The sequence below is a fragment of the Plantibacter cousiniae (nom. nud.) genome, from assembly GCF_977070315.1.
On the sequence record NZ_CDRVEU010000017.1, the window covers coordinates 27,319 to 46,750 of the forward strand.

Annotated in this window: 16 protein-coding genes; 4 read left to right on the forward strand and 12 right to left on the reverse strand. The window is 59.2% G+C overall.

The genetic code is table 11. From position 1 onward, the window contains the following. Positions 1-118: 118 nt before the first annotated feature. From ACW55A_RS25730 to mtnA, 12 genes are all read right to left on the reverse strand, one after another. Positions 119-1,129 (reverse strand): MraY family glycosyltransferase, encoded by a 1,011-nt coding sequence (locus tag ACW55A_RS25730; protein ID WP_003369738.1) that lies wholly within the window; start codon positions 1,127-1,129, stop codon positions 119-121. Further along, positions 1,122-2,102, reverse strand: a complete 981-nt coding sequence (locus ACW55A_RS25735) for a UDP-glucose 4-epimerase family protein (RefSeq protein WP_455809457.1) — start codon at positions 2,100-2,102, stop codon at positions 1,122-1,124. Before ACW55A_RS25735 ends, ACW55A_RS25730 begins: the two co-directional genes overlap by 8 nt. Positions 2,103-2,300: 198 nt before the next feature. Next, positions 2,301-3,734, reverse strand: a complete 1,434-nt coding sequence (locus ACW55A_RS25740) for an MBL fold metallo-hydrolase RNA specificity domain-containing protein (protein ID WP_455809459.1) — start codon at positions 3,732-3,734, stop codon at positions 2,301-2,303. 413 nt (positions 3,735-4,147) lie between these two features. Continuing rightward, a complete protein-coding gene (locus ACW55A_RS25745; RefSeq protein ID WP_003369732.1) occupies positions 4,148-4,390 on the reverse strand; it encodes a lipopolysaccharide assembly protein LapA domain-containing protein in 243 nt (80 codons plus the stop codon). A 24-nt stretch (positions 4,391-4,414) separates the two neighbouring features. Continuing rightward, entirely contained in the window at positions 4,415-4,711 is a 297-nt protein-coding gene (gene ihfB, locus ACW55A_RS25750) for an integration host factor subunit beta (protein WP_003369729.1), read from the reverse strand. 321 nt (positions 4,712-5,032) lie between these two features. After that, the gene (gene rpsA / locus ACW55A_RS25755) at positions 5,033-6,724 is read right to left on the reverse strand and encodes a 30S ribosomal protein S1 (protein WP_002554562.1); all 1,692 of its coding nucleotides are present in this window, start codon (positions 6,722-6,724) and stop codon (positions 5,033-5,035) included. Positions 6,725-6,845: 121 nt separating this feature from the next. Then, entirely contained in the window at positions 6,846-7,535 is a 690-nt protein-coding gene (gene cmk, locus ACW55A_RS25760; RefSeq protein WP_002554563.1) for a (d)CMP kinase, read from the reverse strand. Beyond that, positions 7,532-9,136 (reverse strand): prephenate dehydrogenase/arogenate dehydrogenase family protein, encoded by a 1,605-nt coding sequence (locus ACW55A_RS25765; RefSeq protein WP_498811780.1) that lies wholly within the window; start codon positions 9,134-9,136, stop codon positions 7,532-7,534. The genes cmk and ACW55A_RS25765 overlap by 4 nt, the downstream gene beginning before the upstream one ends. A gap of 57 nt (positions 9,137-9,193) precedes the next feature. After that, positions 9,194-10,288 carry a prephenate dehydratase gene (gene pheA / locus ACW55A_RS25770; protein ID WP_003369723.1) on the reverse strand — a complete coding sequence of 365 codons (1,095 nt, stop codon included), beginning with the start codon at positions 10,286-10,288 and terminating at the stop codon, positions 9,194-9,196. Beyond that, positions 10,288-11,373, reverse strand: a complete 1,086-nt coding sequence (serC, locus tag ACW55A_RS25775; protein ID WP_003369720.1) for a 3-phosphoserine/phosphohydroxythreonine transaminase — start codon at positions 11,371-11,373, stop codon at positions 10,288-10,290. The genes pheA and serC overlap by 1 nt, the downstream gene beginning before the upstream one ends. 204 nt (positions 11,374-11,577) lie before the next feature. Then, entirely contained in the window at positions 11,578-14,364 is a 2,787-nt protein-coding gene (gene gyrA, locus ACW55A_RS25780; protein WP_003434401.1) for a DNA gyrase subunit A, read from the reverse strand. 304 nt (positions 14,365-14,668) lie between these two features. Then, the gene (gene mtnA, locus ACW55A_RS25785; protein WP_003434400.1) at positions 14,669-15,745 is read right to left on the reverse strand and encodes an S-methyl-5-thioribose-1-phosphate isomerase; all 1,077 of its coding nucleotides are present in this window, start codon (positions 15,743-15,745) and stop codon (positions 14,669-14,671) included. Between the two features lie 120 nt (positions 15,746-15,865). Here mtnA and ACW55A_RS25790 point away from each other — a divergent pair, with 120 nt between their 5' ends. From ACW55A_RS25790 to ACW55A_RS25805, 4 genes are all read left to right on the forward strand, one after another. Then, positions 15,866-17,197 (forward strand): TRZ/ATZ family hydrolase, encoded by a 1,332-nt coding sequence (locus tag ACW55A_RS25790; RefSeq protein ID WP_455809461.1) that lies wholly within the window; start codon positions 15,866-15,868, stop codon positions 17,195-17,197. 85 nt (positions 17,198-17,282) lie between these two features. Further along, positions 17,283-17,981: a bifunctional 2-polyprenyl-6-hydroxyphenol methylase/3-demethylubiquinol 3-O-methyltransferase UbiG gene (ubiG, locus tag ACW55A_RS25795; RefSeq protein ID WP_003434397.1), complete on the forward strand. Its 699-nt coding sequence runs from the start codon at positions 17,283-17,285 to the stop codon at positions 17,979-17,981. Between the two features lie 3 nt (positions 17,982-17,984). Then, complete coding sequence (gene mupP, locus ACW55A_RS25800; RefSeq protein ID WP_455809462.1) at positions 17,985-18,656, forward strand: N-acetylmuramic acid 6-phosphate phosphatase MupP; 672 nt, start codon at positions 17,985-17,987, stop codon at positions 18,654-18,656. A gap of 12 nt (positions 18,657-18,668) precedes the next feature. Then, positions 18,669-19,409, forward strand: a complete 741-nt coding sequence (locus ACW55A_RS25805; RefSeq protein WP_003434395.1) for a YciK family oxidoreductase — start codon at positions 18,669-18,671, stop codon at positions 19,407-19,409. The last annotated feature ends 23 nt before the right edge of the window (positions 19,410-19,432 follow it).

Genomic DNA, 19,432 nt, shown 5'->3' on the forward strand with positions numbered 1-19,432 from the left:
CGCAACCTGCTCATCAATTTTTTAATGCTCCGTTATGCTACCGGTTGCAACATGATCTGAAATCGGTACCTGTGAAACAGCTACGTGTCTGAGACAACCAGAAAAACACTTCGTTACCTTATTCTGCCTTGCCGGCGCGGAACCTCAGCGCCAGTAGAATCAGCGGGCAGTAAGCAACTACCGCCCATATAAGCCCTTCTCCATCGCCCAGCGCAACCCATAGTGCAATCGGCAGCAACCAGACAAGATTGATCAGCCCCACTGCAAGCGTAACCGGCACATGCCGGCCGTAATGACGCGACGCAAACTGATACGCGTGGCTGCGATGTGCCTCGTAGAGCTTTTCCTTGCGTAACAGGCGTCGCACGAGGGTCACGGTCGCGTCGACGATAAACACTCCCAGCAGAATCAACCAGGACCAGAATAACTGAGGTGAGGCCCAGGAACCCTGAATGGATAGCACACCGAGCACTATCCCGAGGAAGCCGCTGCCCGCGTCGCCCATGAATATCTTCGCCGGCGGGAAGTTCCAGTAGAGGAAACCTGCTGCGGCAGCGCCCAGCATGAGCACTTCCCAGGACAGCCCGGCGTGGCCATCCAAGGCATAGATGATGCTCATGCCCAGGCATACAGTGACCGCCTCGATACCGGCGATACCGTCTATTCCGTCCATGAAGTTGTAAAGGTTCAGCATCCACACCAGATAGAACGCCGCGAGTACTTGCCAGAATGGCCCCAGGTCGACCGTCCAGCCCATGACGTCAAGCGGGGCAAGACCGTCCAGCCAGAACAAGGCCCATGCAGCCGCAGCAAAATGCCCCAGCAGGCGCCATCGTGCGGCGATATGCCCGTGATCGTCCATGAAACCGATCACCGCCACCAAGCCGCCCGAACCGACGATGGCAACAAGCGCAGAGCAAGGCAGATAGCCGGCCCACCCCAGCAAAGCCATCGCCATGACGAAAGTGATGACGATGGCAACGCCGCCACCTCTGGGCGTGGGTATGGAATGCGAACTTCGAGCGTTTGGAATGTCGATCAGACTTTTGGCGAGCGCATACTTGCGCAACAACGCCGTTAGAATCAGAGACAGAAAGGCAATAGCGATGACCGACAGCCACTCAATCATGCTTGTCGTGTTCCAGATAATATCGAGCGGTGTCCTGCATGGCGTGTTCAATACTCACAGGTGGAAGCCAATCCAGCATCGTACAGGTTTTACTGATATCGACCTGCAGCGAGTTGCACAGCCGTTGTGAAAAAGCCTTCTTGCCCAACAGTACTGCAGCCGCGTTCAACAGCACAGTCGGCACCGGCAGCAGCCGGGCAGGTTTGCCCAGGGCCTTGCCCATTTCGCGCAGCAGCCTGGCCGTGGACAGATCATCACCGTCACTGACCAGAAACGTCTGGTCAGCCGCAGCAGGATGATCGACACAGACGGTCACCAGGTCTGCCAGGTTATCCACCGCCACCAGGCTTCTACGATTATCGATGGCCCCGAGCGGCAACGGCAGCCCTTTGTCCAGCCAGCGCATCATGCTTCTGAAGTTCGCCTTGACCCCCGGACCATAGACCAATACCGGTCGAATGATCACCACCTGCATACCGGTGCGGGCAGATAACTCGCGCAAGCCCTCTTCGGCCCTGTGCTTTGACACGCCATAGGCATCCAGCGGATTGCACGGGTCGCTCGCACTGAATGGCGCGCCCGGAAGCGTAGACTCGCCATTGGCCTTGATGGAACTGATAAAGATAAAGCGTCTGACGCCTGCCGCTGCGGCCTGCTCGGCCAGATTCAGCGTTGCGGTGACATTGGCGCGGAAGTATTCCTGGTCCGGTGCGTCAGCGGTCTCGTTGAGTACATGCACCCGGGCAGCACAATGAATCACCACGTCCGCGCCGGTTACAAAACTTGCCCATTGATTGTCCGGCGCCAATGATTGCGCACTGACAACATCGATGCGCGAGTCGGAAGCAGCATAGGCGCCCCGGACCGCAACCCGCACAGAGCAGCCTGTGCGTTCGATCAGTCGGCGAACCACAGCACTGCCCACGAAACCTGTCGCACCTGTTATTGCAACCAATGCAACATCACCGCTCATGCAAACACGCCCTTCCAAATCGGCCAAATATTGCTTAAGTAACGCGTTTTGACAACTGAAATATGTTCAAGCCATTTTATAACTTTCACGATGACGTTCAACGTACCCCAGGGACAATGCACGATAATCATGCATTGGCACTCACTTGCAAGAATTCGATTACCGCATCAGCCGACAACTAACGTGCTCATCGCGCCTTCAAGGGATAAACAGTTCCAACGGGCGTTTCTTGAGCGAGTACTTGCGACTCAGAATATTGCCCAGAACCTTTTTCGCGGCCGCCTCGCCATGCACCAGCCTGATCTGCGTCGGCCACTCTTTCATCCCCGTCACGAACTCGACCAGTTCGACCTGATCAGCGTGGGCAGAATAGCCTTTTGCGGTGTGGACCCCGGCATTTATATCGAAGCGCTCGCGGTCCAGCTCTACATAGCCGCCCGACGGGCCGTGCAACTGAATGGCCTCGCCCGGCGTTCCCTTGCCCTGATAGCCGACAAATACCACGTTATGCCGTGTGTCACCGAGCATGGCTTTCAGGTAATTAACGATCCTGCCTCCGGCACACATACCGTTACCGGCAATCACGATGGCCGGACGCGCCGTACTGGCCAGGTAATTGACAGTGCGCAGATGTTCCTCATGGGTGTCGACGGTAACCAGTTGTTCGAAGCCCAACGGCTTTCTGCCGACGTCGAGCCTTAACCGCGCGCCCTCATCCCAATAGTCTTCAAACGACTGATAGACCTTGGTAAAGCGACTCGCCAGAGGCGAATCAAGGATGATCGGCAACCTCGACCAGTCCGGATCACCGTCACCCGGCTGCCTACCGTTTTCGACGGCATGATTCGATGGCATCTTGCGTCGCAGTGTGTCTTCCAGCTCGTAGAGCAATTCCTGGGTTCGGCCGATGCTGAATGCCGGTATCAGGACGGTGCCGTTATCCTCCAGCGCCTTGTCTATGATGCGCTCAAGCCCTTGCTGACGAATGCTGCGATCTTCGTGAACACGATTGCCATAGGTGCTTTCCAGCACCAGCACATCCGCGCGCTCGGGCGGCTTCGGCGCAGGCAGAAACGGCGTATGACTCGCCCCCAAATCACCGGAAAACACCACGCGCACAGAACGCGTTTGTGCAGGGTATTGAAGATCGCATTCTATATAGGCAGATCCCAGTATGTGCCCGGCACGCTGCAAACGGACCCGGCAATGCAGGGATTCGTTGTCGACCAGGCTGAACCATTCATCAAATGGCAGAGCGATGATTCTCTTGTTGATGACATCCAGGTAGCGTCCGACTTGCCCGGGGTCGTGTGCAAATTCGATTTTCAGAAGATCTTCCATGACCAGTGGCAACAGGTGGGCACTGGGCTCACTGCACAGTATCGGCCCCTTGTAACCGGATGCCAGCAACTCGGGAATACGCCCGACATGGTCATTGTGCACATGGCTGATCAATAACGCTCTGACAGCCTCCGGGTCGAATCCGAATGAAGCGGTCCCGGACTGCCTGCCGCGCTCCTGCACCGACCCGCAGTCAATCAGCAGGCTGCTCGATGCATCCATGTGCAATTGATGACACGAGCCCGTGACTGTATCGACAGCGCCGTGATGAATGATTTGCGGATAAGACATGCAGTCACCTTTTCTTGCCAGCCTGCTCTGAATACGCGGTACATCCGGCAGCAGGTCTGAACATTAAGTTTCGGCGCATTCTGCACTTGAACGATTCATTTTCAAGCCTTGACACAAGGCAGTCAGGGCAGCAGTAATCAACACTGAAAATGAATATAACCCGCACCCCCTTTAAAATGGGTACACGAATTAAAAAAGCGAATATTCCTACACGCCTGAGCAACTATTCTCTATATAAGCGAAGAATAAACTGACAAAACTATAAGGCTCTTTTTTCGATAAAAACGCGCGAAGGCACAACGAAGCACGCCAGCCCCGAAGCATCGCATGCGGCTTTATTGAACAGAAAGGGGTAAAAAACGCGCGCTATCGTGTCGCCAGATCAATCTCCGACGACGCATGATCGACGCTGCTCAGACAGAGCGAGGGGAAGGTGTGCGCTTTTTACGAAGACTGGCTATCCAGGCCAGTATCGGGCCGATGACCATGCCCAAGAGCAACGCAAGGACAACAGGCAATGCCAGAGGAAGCTGAGGCGCCGACCAACCGAAAAACGTCACGGCAACAGACTGCCGGTTCTCAAGCACAAACACGGTTGTTGCCAAAACAGCGAGCAACACGGCGACGATCAGAATGACTCGTTTGAAGATACGCATCTGGTAATCCTGTGGTGGATGGCTTTAAAGGCCCTCTTCTTCATCCTCGTTGACCCGATCCCGCAGCTCCTTGCCCGGCTTGAAATGCGGGACAAACTTGCCATCGAGACTGACCGATTGTCCGGTCTTCGGGTTGCGCCCTACCCGTGGTGCACGGTAATGCAGCGAAAAGCTGCCAAAGCCCCGAATCTCGATTCGGTCACCGGTTGCCAGGCACTGGGACATTTGTTCAAGCATGGTCTTGATGGCCAGCTCGACATCCTTGGATGAGAGCAGCCCTTGATGGGTGACAATTCGTTCGATCAACTCCGACTTCGTCATATTTTTCCCTTCTTTTTCAAGCAGCTAGATCAGCGCTTGGAAGGTTTTAGCATGACCGGATGAATTTGAACAGCCCATCTATTGACTTATGTTCAATACCGTCTAACCAGGCATGAACAGATTACAGCGACATGACAGGAGACAGATACGGGAAGGGAGCTTGAGCAATAGGCGAAACGAGACGGCCTGAGAGGCTACTGGAGACGTTTAGCGACTCACACTGTGCGTGAGAGCAAGCCAGGCGCATCCGAACCTGTAGGGCCTGAACGGCAGAAACGAAAAAGGACGACCGAAGTCGTCCTTTTTTTGGTCAAGCAGAACTTAGTTCTGTTTTTCCATTTGCGCGCGCAGCAGGTCACCAATAGTGGTAGGACCAGTGCTTTCAGCGACTTCAGGCTTGCTACGCAGGCTCTGGATCGCCTCTTTCTCGTCTTCAACGTCTTTCGACTTGATGGACAAGCTGATTACGCGGCTCTTGCGGTCAACGCTGATGATCTTGGCTTCGATCTCTTCGCCTTCCTTCAGAACGTTACGCGCGTCTTCAACGCGGTCACGGCTGATTTCGGAAGCCTTGAGGGTCGCTTCGATGTCGTCGGCCAGAGTGATGATGGCGCCTTTGGCGTCAACTTCCTTAACGATACCGCGAACGATCGCGCCCTTGTCATTGACAGTGACGTACTCGGAGAACGGATCGCTTTCCAGCTGCTTGATACCCAGCGAGATACGCTCACGCTCAGGATCAACCGACAGGATCACAGTGTCGAGCTCGTCGCCCTTCTTGAAGCGACGTACGGCTTCTTCGCCCACTTCGTTCCAGGAGATGTCGGACAGGTGAACCAGACCGTCGATGCCGCCGTCCAGACCAATGAAGATACCGAAATCGGTGATCGACTTGATGGTGCCGGAGATTTTATCGCCCTTGTTGAACTGGCCAGAGAAATCTTCCCATGGGTTGGATTTGCACTGCTTGATGCCGAGGGAGATACGACGACGCTCTTCGTCGATGTCCAGAACCATGACTTCCACTTCGTCGCCAACCTGAACGACTTTCGAAGGGTGGATGTTCTTGTTGGTCCAGTCCATTTCGGAAACGTGTACCAGGCCTTCCACGCCTTCTTCCAGCTCTGCGAAGCAGCCGTAGTCGGTCAGGTTGGTAACACGCGCGGTAACACGGGTGCTTTCCGGGTAGCGAGCCTTGATAGCAACCCATGGATCTTCACCCAGTTGCTTCAGACCCAGGGAAACACGATTGCGCTCGCGATCGTACTTCAGGACCTTGACATCGATCTCGTCGCCAACGTTGACGATTTCCGATGGATGCTTGATACGCTTCCAGGCCATGTCGGTGATGTGCAGCAAGCCATCGACGCCACCCAGATCGACGAATGCGCCGTAATCGGTGAGGTTCTTGACGATACCCTTGACTTGCTGACCTTCCTGCAGGGACTCGAGCAGAGCTTCGCGCTCGGCACTGTTCTCGGCTTCCAGGACACTGCGACGGGAAACGACAACGTTGTTGCGCTTCTGGTCCAGCTTGATGACCTTGAACTCGAGCTCTTTGCCTTCCAGGTGAGTCGTGTCACGCACAGGGCGGACGTCAACCAGAGAACCAGGCAGGAACGCACGGATGCCGTTAACGTCGACAGTGAAGCCGCCTTTAACCTTACCGTTGATAACGCCCTTGACCACTTCTTCAGCTGCGAAAGCCGCTTCCAGAACGATCCAGCACTCGGCACGCTTGGCTTTTTCGCGGGACAGCTTGGTTTCGCCAAAGCCATCTTCGACCGCGTCCAGCGCAACGTGAACTTCATCACCGATCTTGATGGTCAGCTCGCCAGCGTCGTTGTGGAACTGTTCCAGCGGGATGAGGCCTTCAGATTTCAGACCGGCGTGAACCGTAACCCAACCTGCCTGGTAATCGATATCAACGATGATCGCGGTGATGATCGAACCGGCCTGAAGGTTGAGGGTCTTTAGGCTTTCTTCAAAAAGTTCTGCAAAGCTTTCGCTCATTTTAATTCCTGTTGATCAAGGGCGAAGGATACGCCCATCTGCCACGCTCCAGACAACGTGGGTTTCGTTCAAGTAAAAGAAAGCCTGCGGGACTATGACTGGTCTCCCACACGCTTCTTCGTCATCCGGCAATACCGCGAAGCGCGATTTCACTCAGAATGCGTTCCAGCACCTGTTCGATGGACAATTCAGTGGAATCCAGCTGTATGGCGTCATGCGCCGGCTTCAGCGGGGCTACCGCTCGCTGGGTGTCACGCTCGTCGCGTGCACATATCTCATCTAGCAGACTCGACAGACTAACATCATCGCCCTTGGCCTTCAACTGCAAGTAACGTCGACGCGCACGCTCCTCGGCACTGGCGGTAAGGAATATCTTCAGCGGTGCATCCGGGAAGACCACGGTGCCCATGTCGCGACCGTCCGCGACCAGACCCGGCTCTTCCTGAAACGCGCGCTGGCGCAACAGCAACGCATCGCGCACCGCCGGCAGCGAGGCCACCTGCGATGCGCCGCTGCCGACCTGCTCGTTGCGAATGGCGTGAGTGACGTCCTCGCCTTCAAGAATGATGCGCTGCCCCTGCCCTGCCGCAGTCGCCTCGAACTGAACATCCAGATGAGCGGCCAGGAGCTTGAGCGCTTCTTCATTGGTCAGGTCGACACCGTGATTGCGCGCCGCGAAAGCCAGCAGGCGATACAGCGCACCGGAGTCGAGCAGGCACCAACCGAGTTTCCTGGCCAGCAATCCGGCGACCGTGCCCTTTCCGGAACCGCTGGGTCCGTCGATGGTAATAACAGGAGCTTTGATTTTCACTTTTTGTCCTCTTGCGCTACACGCATGCCAACTTGAGCGCACAGCGCCAGAAAATGGGGAAACAATGCGGCGGCATCCGCGCACGCCTGAATACGGATGGGCGCCGAAGCCCTCAACGATGCAACGCGAAACGCCATGACGATACGCTGATCACCGCGAGCATCAACCTCGCCGCCACCCGGCACACCGCCTTCGATAATGATGCCATCCAGCACAGGCTCGGCCTCGATGCCGAGAGCCAGCAAACCGTCAGCCATCAGCCTGACGCACTCCGACTCATCGGCTTGCAGGGCCTGCGCGCCGCGCAGAATGGTACGCCCTTCTGCGCAGGCTGCGGCAACCAGAAGCACCGGAAATGCATTCAGTGCCAGCGGCACCAGCGCTTCGGGGATGTCAGCGCCTTTGAGCCGGGTCGAGCGAACGTGCAGGTCTGCGACCGTTTCACCCGCCAGTTTGCGGACGTTCTGCAGCACGATATCGCCGCCCATCAGGCGCAAAATATCGATCGCACCCTCGCACGATGAACTCACGGGAACGTCCTCCAGCAACAGGTCGCAGCCTTCACTGATCGACGTCGCGACCATGAACAGCACCGCAGACGTCACATCCACCGGCCCCTTGATGCGATGACTGACACCCTCCGCAGACCCGCTGTGAATGGCACGAGGCTCGCCGGGTGCGGTGTCGACACGGGCACGGCTGGCGAGGATTCTGCCGAAGTGCTCCCTCGCTGCGCGCGCGCGGGTAAATACGTCCATCAACTGCGCGCCGTCGCCAGCATCCACAGCGTCGCGCAAGGCGTCGAGATCGGTGCGAAAGCTGTCCAGAGTGCGCAGTACGGCATCACGATTGGCCATGAAAATGTCATGCCACATGGTCGGATCGCTGCCTGCGATGCGCGTGAAGTCACGAAACCCGCCTGCTGCATACCTGAATATGTCCAGGTTTTCATTGCGCTTGGCCAGCGAATCGACCAGACCGAATGCCAGCAGGTGCGGCAGATGGCTGGTGGCAGCCAGCACCTCGTCGTGGCGCTCGACCTGCATGTGCTCGACATCGGCCCCCAGGGCTGACCACAACTGGTCGACAATCGCCACCGCGTGAGGATCGGTTTCAGCCAGCGGCGTGAGAATGACCTTATGGCGACGAAACAGCGCCGCATTGGAGGCTTCGACGCCGCTCTGCTCGGAACCGGCAATCGGATGGCCGGGCACGAAGCGCGACGGCATGTGCCCGAACGCCTGACGCGCAGCCCTCACCACATTGCCTTTGGCGCTGCCGACATCGGTCAGAATGGCATGACCCAGATCGATCGGTGCCAGCAGGGCAAGCAGCTTTTCCATTGCCAGTATCGGCACCGCCAGCTGAATCACATCAGCGCCACGGCAAGCGGTGGCAAGGTCTGCCTCGCAACGGTCCACAACCCCCAGCTCGACCGCCAGGTGTCGCGACTGCGGGTCAAGGTCGACGCCGACGACCTCGCGGCACAGGCCGCTTTCGCGCACACCCTTGGCAAAGGAACCGCCGATCAGCCCGAGCCCGACAACCGCCAGACGACCGATCACAGGCCGTACCGACTGTTCTGCAATCACATCAACCACGCGAACACACCTGACAGCCTGCCAAGGTAAAAAACAAACGAATCATGGACCGCACCTTCAGAGAACCGCCTTCGGGTAGGAACCCAACACCTTCAAGGCCACGGCTTCGCTGCTGATTTGCTCCAGCACGGCCTTGACCAGCGGATCCTTGTGATGGCCGACGAAGTCGATGAAGAACACGTAGGTCCACTTGCCACTGCGCGAAGGACGGGTCTCGATACGCGTCAGGTCCAGGCCATTCTCGTGGAACGGCACCAGCAACTCGTGCAGCGCGCCCGGCTTGTTGCTCATCGACACAATGATCGAGGTCTTGTCATCGCCGGTCGGCGGGACTTCCTGATTGCCGATAATGAGAAAGCGTGTGGAGTTGTCCGGACGATCTTCGATCTTTTCCGCCAGACGGGTCAGGCCATACAGACCTGCCGCCATATCGCCAGCGATGGCCGCCGAGTTCCACTCGCCCTTGACCCGCTTGGCGGCTTCGGCGTTGCTGGCAACGGCGACGCGCTCGACATTCGGGTAATGGGCATCCAGCCATTTACGGCACTGGGCCAGTGACTGGGCATGGGAATAAATGCGCGTGATGCTTTCCGTCTTGGTGCTTTCGCCCACCAGCAGATGGTGGTGAATGCGCAGTTCGACTTCGCCGCAGATCACCATGTCGTGTTCGAGAAAGCTGTCGAGGGTGTGATTGACCGCGCCTTCGGTGGAGTTTTCCACCGGAACCACACCGAAATTCACGGCACCGGCGACCACTTCGCGGAACACTTCGTCAATTGCAGCCATCGGCAGACTGATGACGGCGTGACCGAAATGCTTCATCGCCGCGGCCTGGGTGAACGTCCCCTCAGGCCCGAGATAGGCGACCTTGAGCGGCTGCTCCAATGCGAGGCAGGAAGACATGATTTCGCGGAACAGACGCGCCATCTCTTCGTTGCTCAACGGACCACGATTGCGGTCCATGACTCGCCTGAGCACCGCAGCTTCGCGCTCCGGACGGTAGAACACAGGCACTTCGCCTTCCGCCAGCGAGGACATCTTGACCCTGGCCACTTCCTGGGCACAGCGGGCACGCTCGCTGATCAGTTCCAGAACCTTTTCATCGAGGCTGTCGATACGGACGCGAAGCGCCTTGAGTTCTTGCTCGGACATCAGCCGTGCTCCTTCTCGAAGTCTTTCATGTAGGCCACCAGCGCGTTGATGGCGTTGATATCGATCGCGTTGTAGATGGATGCACGCATGCCGCCTACCGAGCGATGGCCCTTGAGGTTGAGCAGGCCGTTTGCATCGGCACCGGCCAGAAACGGCTTATCGAGACGATCGTCAGCCAGACGGAACGGTACGTTCATCCACGAACGATCAGGCTTGTTGATCGGGTTGCTGTACAGCTCGCTGGCGTCGATGAAGTCGTAGAGCGCGCGCTGTTTGATTTCGTTGCGCTTGCCGATCGCTTCGACACCGCCCTGCTCTTTCAGCCATTCGAAGACCAGCCCGGACAGGTACCAGGCCAGGGTCGGCGGCGTGTTGTACATCGAGCCATTGTCGGCAGCGACCTTGTAGTCGAGCATGGTCGGGCACAGCGAGCGCGCGCGGCCCAGCAGGTCTTCGCGAATGATCACCACCACGATGCCGCTGGGGCCGATGTTCTTCTGGGCGCCAGCGTAGATCATGCCGAAACGCGAGATATCCACTGGACGCGAGAGGATGTCCGAAGACATGTCGGCAACCAGCGGAACGTCGCCGGTGTCCGGAATCCAGTTGAATTCCAGACCGCCAATGGTTTCGTTCGGCGCGTAGTGGACGTAAGCCGCGTCCTTGGACAGCTTCCACTCGTTCTGGCCGGGAATGGCAAAGTAATCGTAGGCCTTGGCGCTGGCCGCGACGTTGATTGCGCCGTAGCGTGACGCCTCGTCGATAGCCTTCTGCGACCAGATGCCGGTGTCGATGTAATCGGCCTTGCCGTTTTCAGGCAGCAGGTTCAGCGCAATCTGGGCGAACTGCTGGCTGGCACCGCCTTGCAGGAACAACACCTTGTAATTCGAAGGAATGGATAGCAGGTCACGCAGATCCTGCTCGGCCTTGGTGGCAATGGAGACGAACTCATCACTGCGGTGGCTCATTTCCATGACGGAAAGGCCTTTGCCGTGCCAGTCGAGGAGTTCCGCCTGGGCACGCAGCAGAACAGCTTCAGGAAGCGCAGCAGGACCTGCGCAGAAGTTAAAGGCTCGCTTGCTCATATCCACTCTCGTCAAATACGTTGGGTCTGTACGCGCTTGTTTCTGGTTGCTTGCCACGAGCAGACAGACGCCGCAGCGACTGGCAGCTCCTTGCGGGAATCTTGCTCCGGCCGCAGGGCTGGCCGAATACCGCAAGGGCTGGACTTGCCTGGAATGCAGATGCATGCACAGACGAGCCAGCCCTTACCTGATTTACGTTACCGCTTAGTTCTGTGGTTCGTCTTCGTCTGACGCAGCATCTGCCTGCAGGTCTTCACCGGCATCGTCCACTTCAGCTTCAGCGGCATCGACGATCACGCCATCGATAACTTCTTCGCCTTCAAGCTCTTCGCCTTCGACTTCCGACGGCTCCTGAACACGCTCCAGACCGACCAGCTTCTCGTCGCTGGCCAGCTTGATCAGGGTAACGCCCTGGGTGTTACGACCCAGACTGGAGACTTCGCCGACGCGGGTACGAACCAGCGTGCCCTGGTCGGAAATCAGCATGATTTCTTCGCCGTCGAGCACTTGAACCGCACCGACCAGACGGCCGTTACGCTCGTTGCTGACCATGGCGATGACGCCCTGACCACCACGCTTGTACTCGGGGAACTCGGAGATGGCCGTACGCTTGCCGTAGCCGCGCTCGGAAGCGGTCAGAATCTGGCTGCCCTCTTCCGGGATCAGCATCGAAATCAGCTTTTGCCCTTCTGGCAGACGCATGCCACGAACACCGCGAGCGGTACGGCCCATGGCGCGCACGTCGGATTCCTTGAAGCGGGTCACCTTGCCACCGTCGGAGAACAGCATGATTTCCTGCTCGCCATCGGTAATGGCCGCAGAGATCAGGATGTCGCCCTCGTCCAGCTCAAGGGCGATGAGGCCCGAGCTGCGCTGACGGCTGAATGCAACCAGTGGGGTCTTCTTGACAGTACCGTTGGCGGTGGACATGAAGATGAACGGAGCCTTCTTCTTATCGGCAGCCTTGATACGGGCCTTGCGCTCCTCTTCGGTCTCGCTGCTGTTCTCCGCGTCGTCCAGCTCGCCTTCCAGGGCCTCGCCTTCTTCATCGGCACGCTTGCGCATGGCTTCGAGATCGACCGGCAGCATGGTGGTGATGTATTCGCCGTCGCTCAACGGCAACAGGTTGACCAGCGGACGACCACGGGCAGCGCGCGACGCTTCCGGAATCTCGTAGGTCTTGAGCCAGTAGACTTTACCCTTGCTGGAGAACATCAGCAGCGTGGTGTGGCTGTTGGCGACCAGCAGGTGAGCGATGTAGTCCTCATCCTTGATGCCGGTGGCCGACTTGCCCTTGCCGCCACGACGCTGAGCCTGATAGACCGCCAGTGGCTGAGTCTTGGCATAACCGCCGTGGGAAATGGTGACCACGCGCTCTTCTTCGGTGATCAGGTCACCCAGCGTCAGGTCCAGACGCGCATCGAGAATTTCGGTGCGACGGGCATCGCCGTATTCGGAGCGGATCAGTTCCAGCTCTTCGCGGATCACTTCCATCAGGCGCGTCGCGCTGTTGAGGATGCGGATCAGCTCGCCGATCTGATTGAGGATTTCCTGGTACTCGCCCAGCAGCTTCTCGTGTTCCAGACCGGTCAGGCGGTGCAGACGCAGTTCCAGAATGGCCTGAGCCTGTTCCGGCGACAGGAAATACTTGCCTTCACGCAGGCCGTATTGCGGATCGAGGTTCTCGGGGCGGCACGAATCGGCACCGGCACGCTCGACCATCTCGACCACTGCGCTCGACTCCCAAGGCGTCTTGATCAGCGCTTCCTTGGCTTCGGCAGGTGTCGGTGATGCCTTGATGAGGGCGATGACCGGGTCGATGTTGGACAGCGCAACCGCCTGACCTTCAAGGATGTGGCCACGTTCGCGCGCCTTGCGCAGTTCGAACACGGTACGACGGGTCACCACTTCGCGGCGGTGACGAACGAAGGCTTCCAGCAGGTCCTTGAGGTTCAGGATGCGCGGGCGACCGTCGATCAGGGCAACGATGTTGATGCCGAAAACGCTTTGCAGCTGGGTCTGGGCATACAGGTTGTTGAGGATAACCTCAGGCACTTCGCCACGACGCAGCTCGATGACCACGCGCATACCGTCCTTGTCGGACTCGTCGCGCAGTTCAGTGATGCCTTCGAGTTTCTTTTCCTTGACCAGCTCGGCGATCTTCTCGATCAGACGCGCCTTGTTCAGCTGGTAAGGCAGCTCGGTGATAACGATCTGCTGGCGACCGCCAACCTTGTCGATGTCTTCGACGATGGAGCGGGCACGCATGTAAATGCGTCCGCGGCCTGTGCGATAGGCCTCGATGATGCCGGCGCGACCGTTGATGATCGCCGCCGTCGGGAAATCCGGGCCGGGGATGTATTGCATCAACTCGTCGACCGTCAACTCGGGGTTGTCGATCAGCGCCAGGCAGCCGTCGATGACTTCACCGAGGTTGTGCGGCGGAATGTTGGTCGCCATGCCCACGGCGATACCGCTGGAACCGTTGACCAGCAGGTTGGGAATACGGGTCGGCATGACCGCCGGGATCATCTCGGTGCCGTCGTAGTTCGGCACCCAGTCCACGGTTTCCTTGTGCAGGTCGGCCAGCAGCTCGTGCGCCAGCTTGGTCATGCGCACTTCGGTGTATCGCATGGCGGCGGCGTTGTCGCCGTCGACCGAACCGAAGTTGCCCTGACCGTCTACCAGCAGGTAGCGCAGCGAGAATGGCTGAGCCATACGAACGATGGTGTCGTACACCGCCGTGTCGCCGTGCGGGTGATACTTACCGATCACGTCACCAACCACACGGGCGGATTTCTTGTACGGCTTGTTCCAGTCGTTACCCAGCTCGCTCATTGCGAACAACACGCGCCGGTGCACGGGCTTCAAGCCATCGCGTGCATCGGGCAGTGCGCGACCGACGATTACGCTCATTGCGTAGTCGAGGTAGGACTGCTTCAGCTCGTCTTCGATATTGACCGGGAGGATTTCTTTGGCCAGTTCGCCCATGAGAAGCCTGATTCCTTTTTCTGGTGAAACCTCGCAAACCCATTCGGGGTATACGAAGCTCGCCGCTGCCAGCATGTGCAGGGCAGCGACTTACGACAAATCAACGAGTTATGCCATGAATCTACGCAGCATGGGCGACCACAATCAGTGTCCCCGATAACCGCCGGATATTACCACAATCGCCGAGGCGCTCACATCCTTTGCAGGCGCTGAAAGCGAGCCGCACACGCATAACACGCCTGAGAAACGCTTACAGGCCCGTCCAGCCGCATTGCACAGCGGCGACGGGTCGGGCCTGTCGGCCTCAGTGAAGGTGTTTACGGCTCATCAATTGAGCCATGCGCGCGGTATCGGGACGTTCGACAATGCCCTTTTCGGTCACGATAGCGTCGATCAGGTCTGCCGGCGTCACATCGAATACCGGGTTGAAAGCCTCGACCTCGGCGCCGACCCGCTGGCCGCCCACTTCGAGCAATTCGCGGCCGTCGCGCTCTTCAATGATGATGTCGTCGCCACTGGCCATTTCCATGTCGATGGTCGAGCTCGGCGCGACCACCATGAAGCGCACCCCGTGATGCATGGCGGCAACGGCGAGCTGATAGGTGCCGATCTTGTTCGCCACGTCGCCGTTGGCCGTGATGCGGTCGGCGCCGACGATGACCCAGGTGATGCCCTTGGTGCGCATAAGGTGCGCGGCGGCGGAATCTGCGTTCAGCGTCACCGGGATGCCCTCGTTGGCCAGCTCCCATGCGGTAAGCCGCGAGCCCTGCAGCCAGGGCCGGGTTTCGTCGGCGTAGACCCGTTCGATCATGCCTTCCAGATGCGCCGCACGAATCACGCCCAGCGCCGTGCCGAAGCCGCCCGTGGCCAGCGCCCCGGTATTGCAGTGGGTGAGCACCGTCTGCAGATTGCCCTGGTGCTTGCGGATCAGGTCGGCGCCCAGCTGCGCCATGGTCAGATTGGCCTCGCGGTCGCTCAGGTGAATCGCCACGGCTTCGGCCTCGAGGGCCGCCAGCGGGTCATCGCCGTCCTTCACGCGCATCAGACGATCACGCATTCGGTTCAGCGCCCAGAACAGGTTCACTGCAGTCGGGCGCGAATCGGCCAGCAACTGCATGTCCTCTTCCAGCGCCGGATACCAGTCTCCACCTTGCGCAATACGCGCACGTGCGCCCAGCACCGCACCATAGGCGGCACTGATGCCGATAGCCGGTGCCCCGCGCACGACCATCGTGCGAATCGCTTCGGCGACTCCCTCGGCGGTGGTATAGCGGTGCCAGACTTCCTCGAACGGCAGTACCCGCTGGTCCAGCAGGTACAGAGCGTCGTCCCGCCAATCGATGGCCTTAACCTTCTCCGCAGCCAACAGTCGATCGCGCATCGCCAACTCCATCTTGAACATCCGAAACCCAGCATCAAAAGCCGCTGATTATAGCGAGCCGCCTGCGAAGACGCTCGGGTATACTTCGTCATCAACGTAATAAACGATGGAAACCTTCTCATGCCGAACGCTACAGCACCGCTCGACCTTTTGCTCCTGCCCGCCTGGCTGGTGCCGGTCGAGCCCGCAGGCGTCGTGCTCAAGGACCACGGCATCGGCATCCGCGATGGCTGTATCGTCTATATCGGTCCACGCGCCGAAGCGCTGCGGCAAAACGCAGTGCAGGTGCAGGAACTGCCCGGCATGCTGCTCAGCCCCGGCCTGATCAACGCCCACGGCCATGCGGCGATGACGCTGTTTCGCGGGCTGGCCGACGACCTGCCACTGATGACCTGGCTGCAGGACCACATCTGGCCCGCCGAAGGCAAGTGGGTCGATGAAAACTTCGTGCGTGACGGTACAGACCTGGCCATCGCCGAGCAGCTCAAGGGCGGCATCACCTGTTTCTCCGACATGTATTTCTACCCCAAGGTGGCCGCCGAACGTGTCCACGCCAGCGGCATGCGCGCGCAGATCACCGTCCCGGTGCTGGATTTTCCGATTCCAGGTGCCCACACCACGGCTGAAGCCCTGCACAACGGCATCGAACTGTTCAACGACCTCGCTCATCATCCACGCATCAAGATCGCCTTTGGCCCGCATGCGCCCTACACCGTGGGCGACGAAAACCTGGAGAAGGTCCGGGTGATCGCCGACGAACTGGACGCCATGATCCAGATGCACGTCCACGAGACCGCATTTGAAGTCGAGCAGGCTGTCGAACAGCGTCAGGAACGCCCCCTCGCCCGCCTCAACCGGCTGGGTATGCTCGGGCCGCGCTTCCAGGCCGTGCACATGACGCAGATCAGCGACGACGATCTGGCCCTGCTGGTGGAAAGCAATACCAACGTCATTCATTGCCCCGAATCCAATCTCAAGCTGGCCAGCGGTTTCTGCCCGGTCGAACGATTGTGGCAGGCCGGTGTGAACGTTGCGGTAGGCACCGACGGTGCCGCCAGCAACAATGACCTGGACCTGCTCGGCGAAACCCGCACCGCCGCCTTGCTGGCCAAGGCTGTTGCCGGCTCGGCCACGGCGCTGGACGCACACCGCGCGCTGCGCATGGCGACGCTGAACGGCGCTCGCGCCCTGGGTATTCAGGCCGAGACCGGCTCGCTGGAGATCGGCAAGGCGGCGGACATGGTCGCGTTCGACCTGTCGGGTCTGGCCCAGCAACCGATCTACGACCCGGTATCGCAGCTTATATATGCCAGTGGCCGCGATTGCGTGAGCCATGTCTGGGTGGCCGGCAAGCAATTGCTCGACGCTCGCCGGCTGACTCGCATGGATGAACCCGCACTGCGCGACACCGCGATTGCGTGGGGCCAGCGTATTTCCGGTAAAGCCGAATAATTCGATTCGGACCGAACACATGCCAGTCAGGCTTATCTATAAGCCTGACTGATGAAAAAGAATTTTGAGTTCAAGAGGGACACCCATGAGCAACGTCGACCGCGCAGAAATCGCTAAATTCGAGGCCCTGGCCCATCGCTGGTGGGACCGCGAAAGCGAATTCAAGCCGCTGCATGACATCAACCCGCTGCGCGTCAACTGGATCGACGAGCGTGTCGGCCTGGCAGGCAAGAAGGTGCTCGACGTCGGCTGCGGCGGCGGCATTCTCAGCGAGGCGATGGCCCTGCGCGGCGCAACGGTGACCGGCATCGACATGGGCGAAGCGCCGCTGGCCGTCGCACAACTGCATCAGCTCGAATCGGGTGTCAGCGTCGAGTATCGGCAGATCACCGCCGAGGACATGGCCGAAGAAATGCCCGAGCAGTACGATGTGGTGACCTGCCTGGAAATGCTCGAGCACGTGCCGGACCCCTCCTCTGTGATCCGCGCCTGCTACCGCATGGTCAAGCCAGGCGGCCAGGTGTTCTTCTCGACCATCAACCGCAACCCGAAAGCGTACCTGTTCGCCGTGGTCGGCGCCGAATACGTCCTCAATCTGCTGCCGCGCGGCACCCACGACTTCAAGAAATTCATCCGCCCTTCCGAGTTGGGCGCCTGGAGCCGTGACGCCGGTCTGCAAGTCAAGGACGTTATCGGCCTGACCTACAATCCGCTGACCAAGCATTACAAGCTGACCTCCGACGTCGGCGTCAACTACATGATCCAGACCCTGCGGGAGGCATGACAGATGCGCCTGAGAGCGGTTTTATTCGACATGGACGGCACCCTGCTCGACACCGCACCGGACTTCATCGCCATTACCCAGGCAATGCTTGCCGACCGCAACCTGCCTGCGGTACCGGACAAACTGATCCGTGACGAAGTTTCCGGCGGTGCCAGAGCCATGGTGGCGGCCACCTTTGCAATGTCCCCTGAAGATCCACAATTCGAGGCATTGCGCCTGGAGTTTCTGGAGCGCTATCAGCGTGACTGCGCCGTTCACAGCAAACTGTTCGACGGCATGGACGAACTGCTGACCGACATCGAGAAGGCGGGTCTGATCTGGGGCGTGGTCACCAACAAGCCGGTGCGATTCGCCCAGCCCATCATGGAGCGGCTCGGCCTGGCGGAACGCTCGGCGCTGCTGATCTGCCCTGACCATGTCACGCACAGCAAGCCACACCCGGAGCCGATGATTCTGGCCTGCCGGATGCTTGACCTCGACCCGGCCAGCGTTCTGTTCGTAGGCGACGACCTGCGCGACATCGAGTCCGGGCGCGACGCCGGCACAAAAACCGCCGCCGTGCGCTACGGCTATATTCACCCCGACGACAACCCCGATCATTGGGGTGCCGACGTGGTGGTCGATCATCCGCTGGAATTGCGCAAAGTGCTGGATAACGCTCTGTGCAGCTGCTGAACGAGGCTTTACATGTTTGATTACTCCGCGCACCCGGAACTCCTCGAGGGCCGGGTCATTCTGGTCACTGGCGCCGCTCGCGGCATCGGTGCCGCAGCCGCCAAAACCTACGCAGCGCATGGCGCCACTGTCCTGCTGCTGGGCAGGACCGAGGCCAGCCTGGCTCAGGTCCATGACGAGATAAAGGCAGCAGGTCACCTGCAGCCACTGGTCATACCCTTCGATCTGGAAAGCGCCGACCCAGCGCAGTATCACGACTTGGCGACCATGATCGAGCGCACAGTCGGCCATCTGGACGGACTGCTGCACAACGCCTCGATCATCGGACCGCGCACTTCAGTGGAACACCTGCCAGGCGAAGACTTCATGCAGGTCATGCACGTCAACGTCAATGCTACCTTCATGCTCACCCAGGCACTGCTGCCCCTGCTGCAGCGTTCGACGGATGCATCGATAGCCTTCACCTCCAGCAGCGTGGGCCGCAAGGGACGCGCACAGTGGGGAGCTTACGGGGTGTCGAAGTTTGCCACCGAAGGCTTGATGCAAACCCTCGCTGACGAGCTGGAAGGCGTCAGTACGGTCCGCGCCAACAGCATCAACCCCGGCGCAACCCGTACCGGCATGCGCGCACAGGCCTACCCGGATGAAAATCCGCAGAATAATCCGACGCCAGAAGCTATCATGCCGGTGTATCTGTACCTGATGGGGCCGGACAGCAAAGGCATCAACGGACAGGCGTTGAATGCCCAGTGAAGGGAGAAGGCCGTTGTGACGGA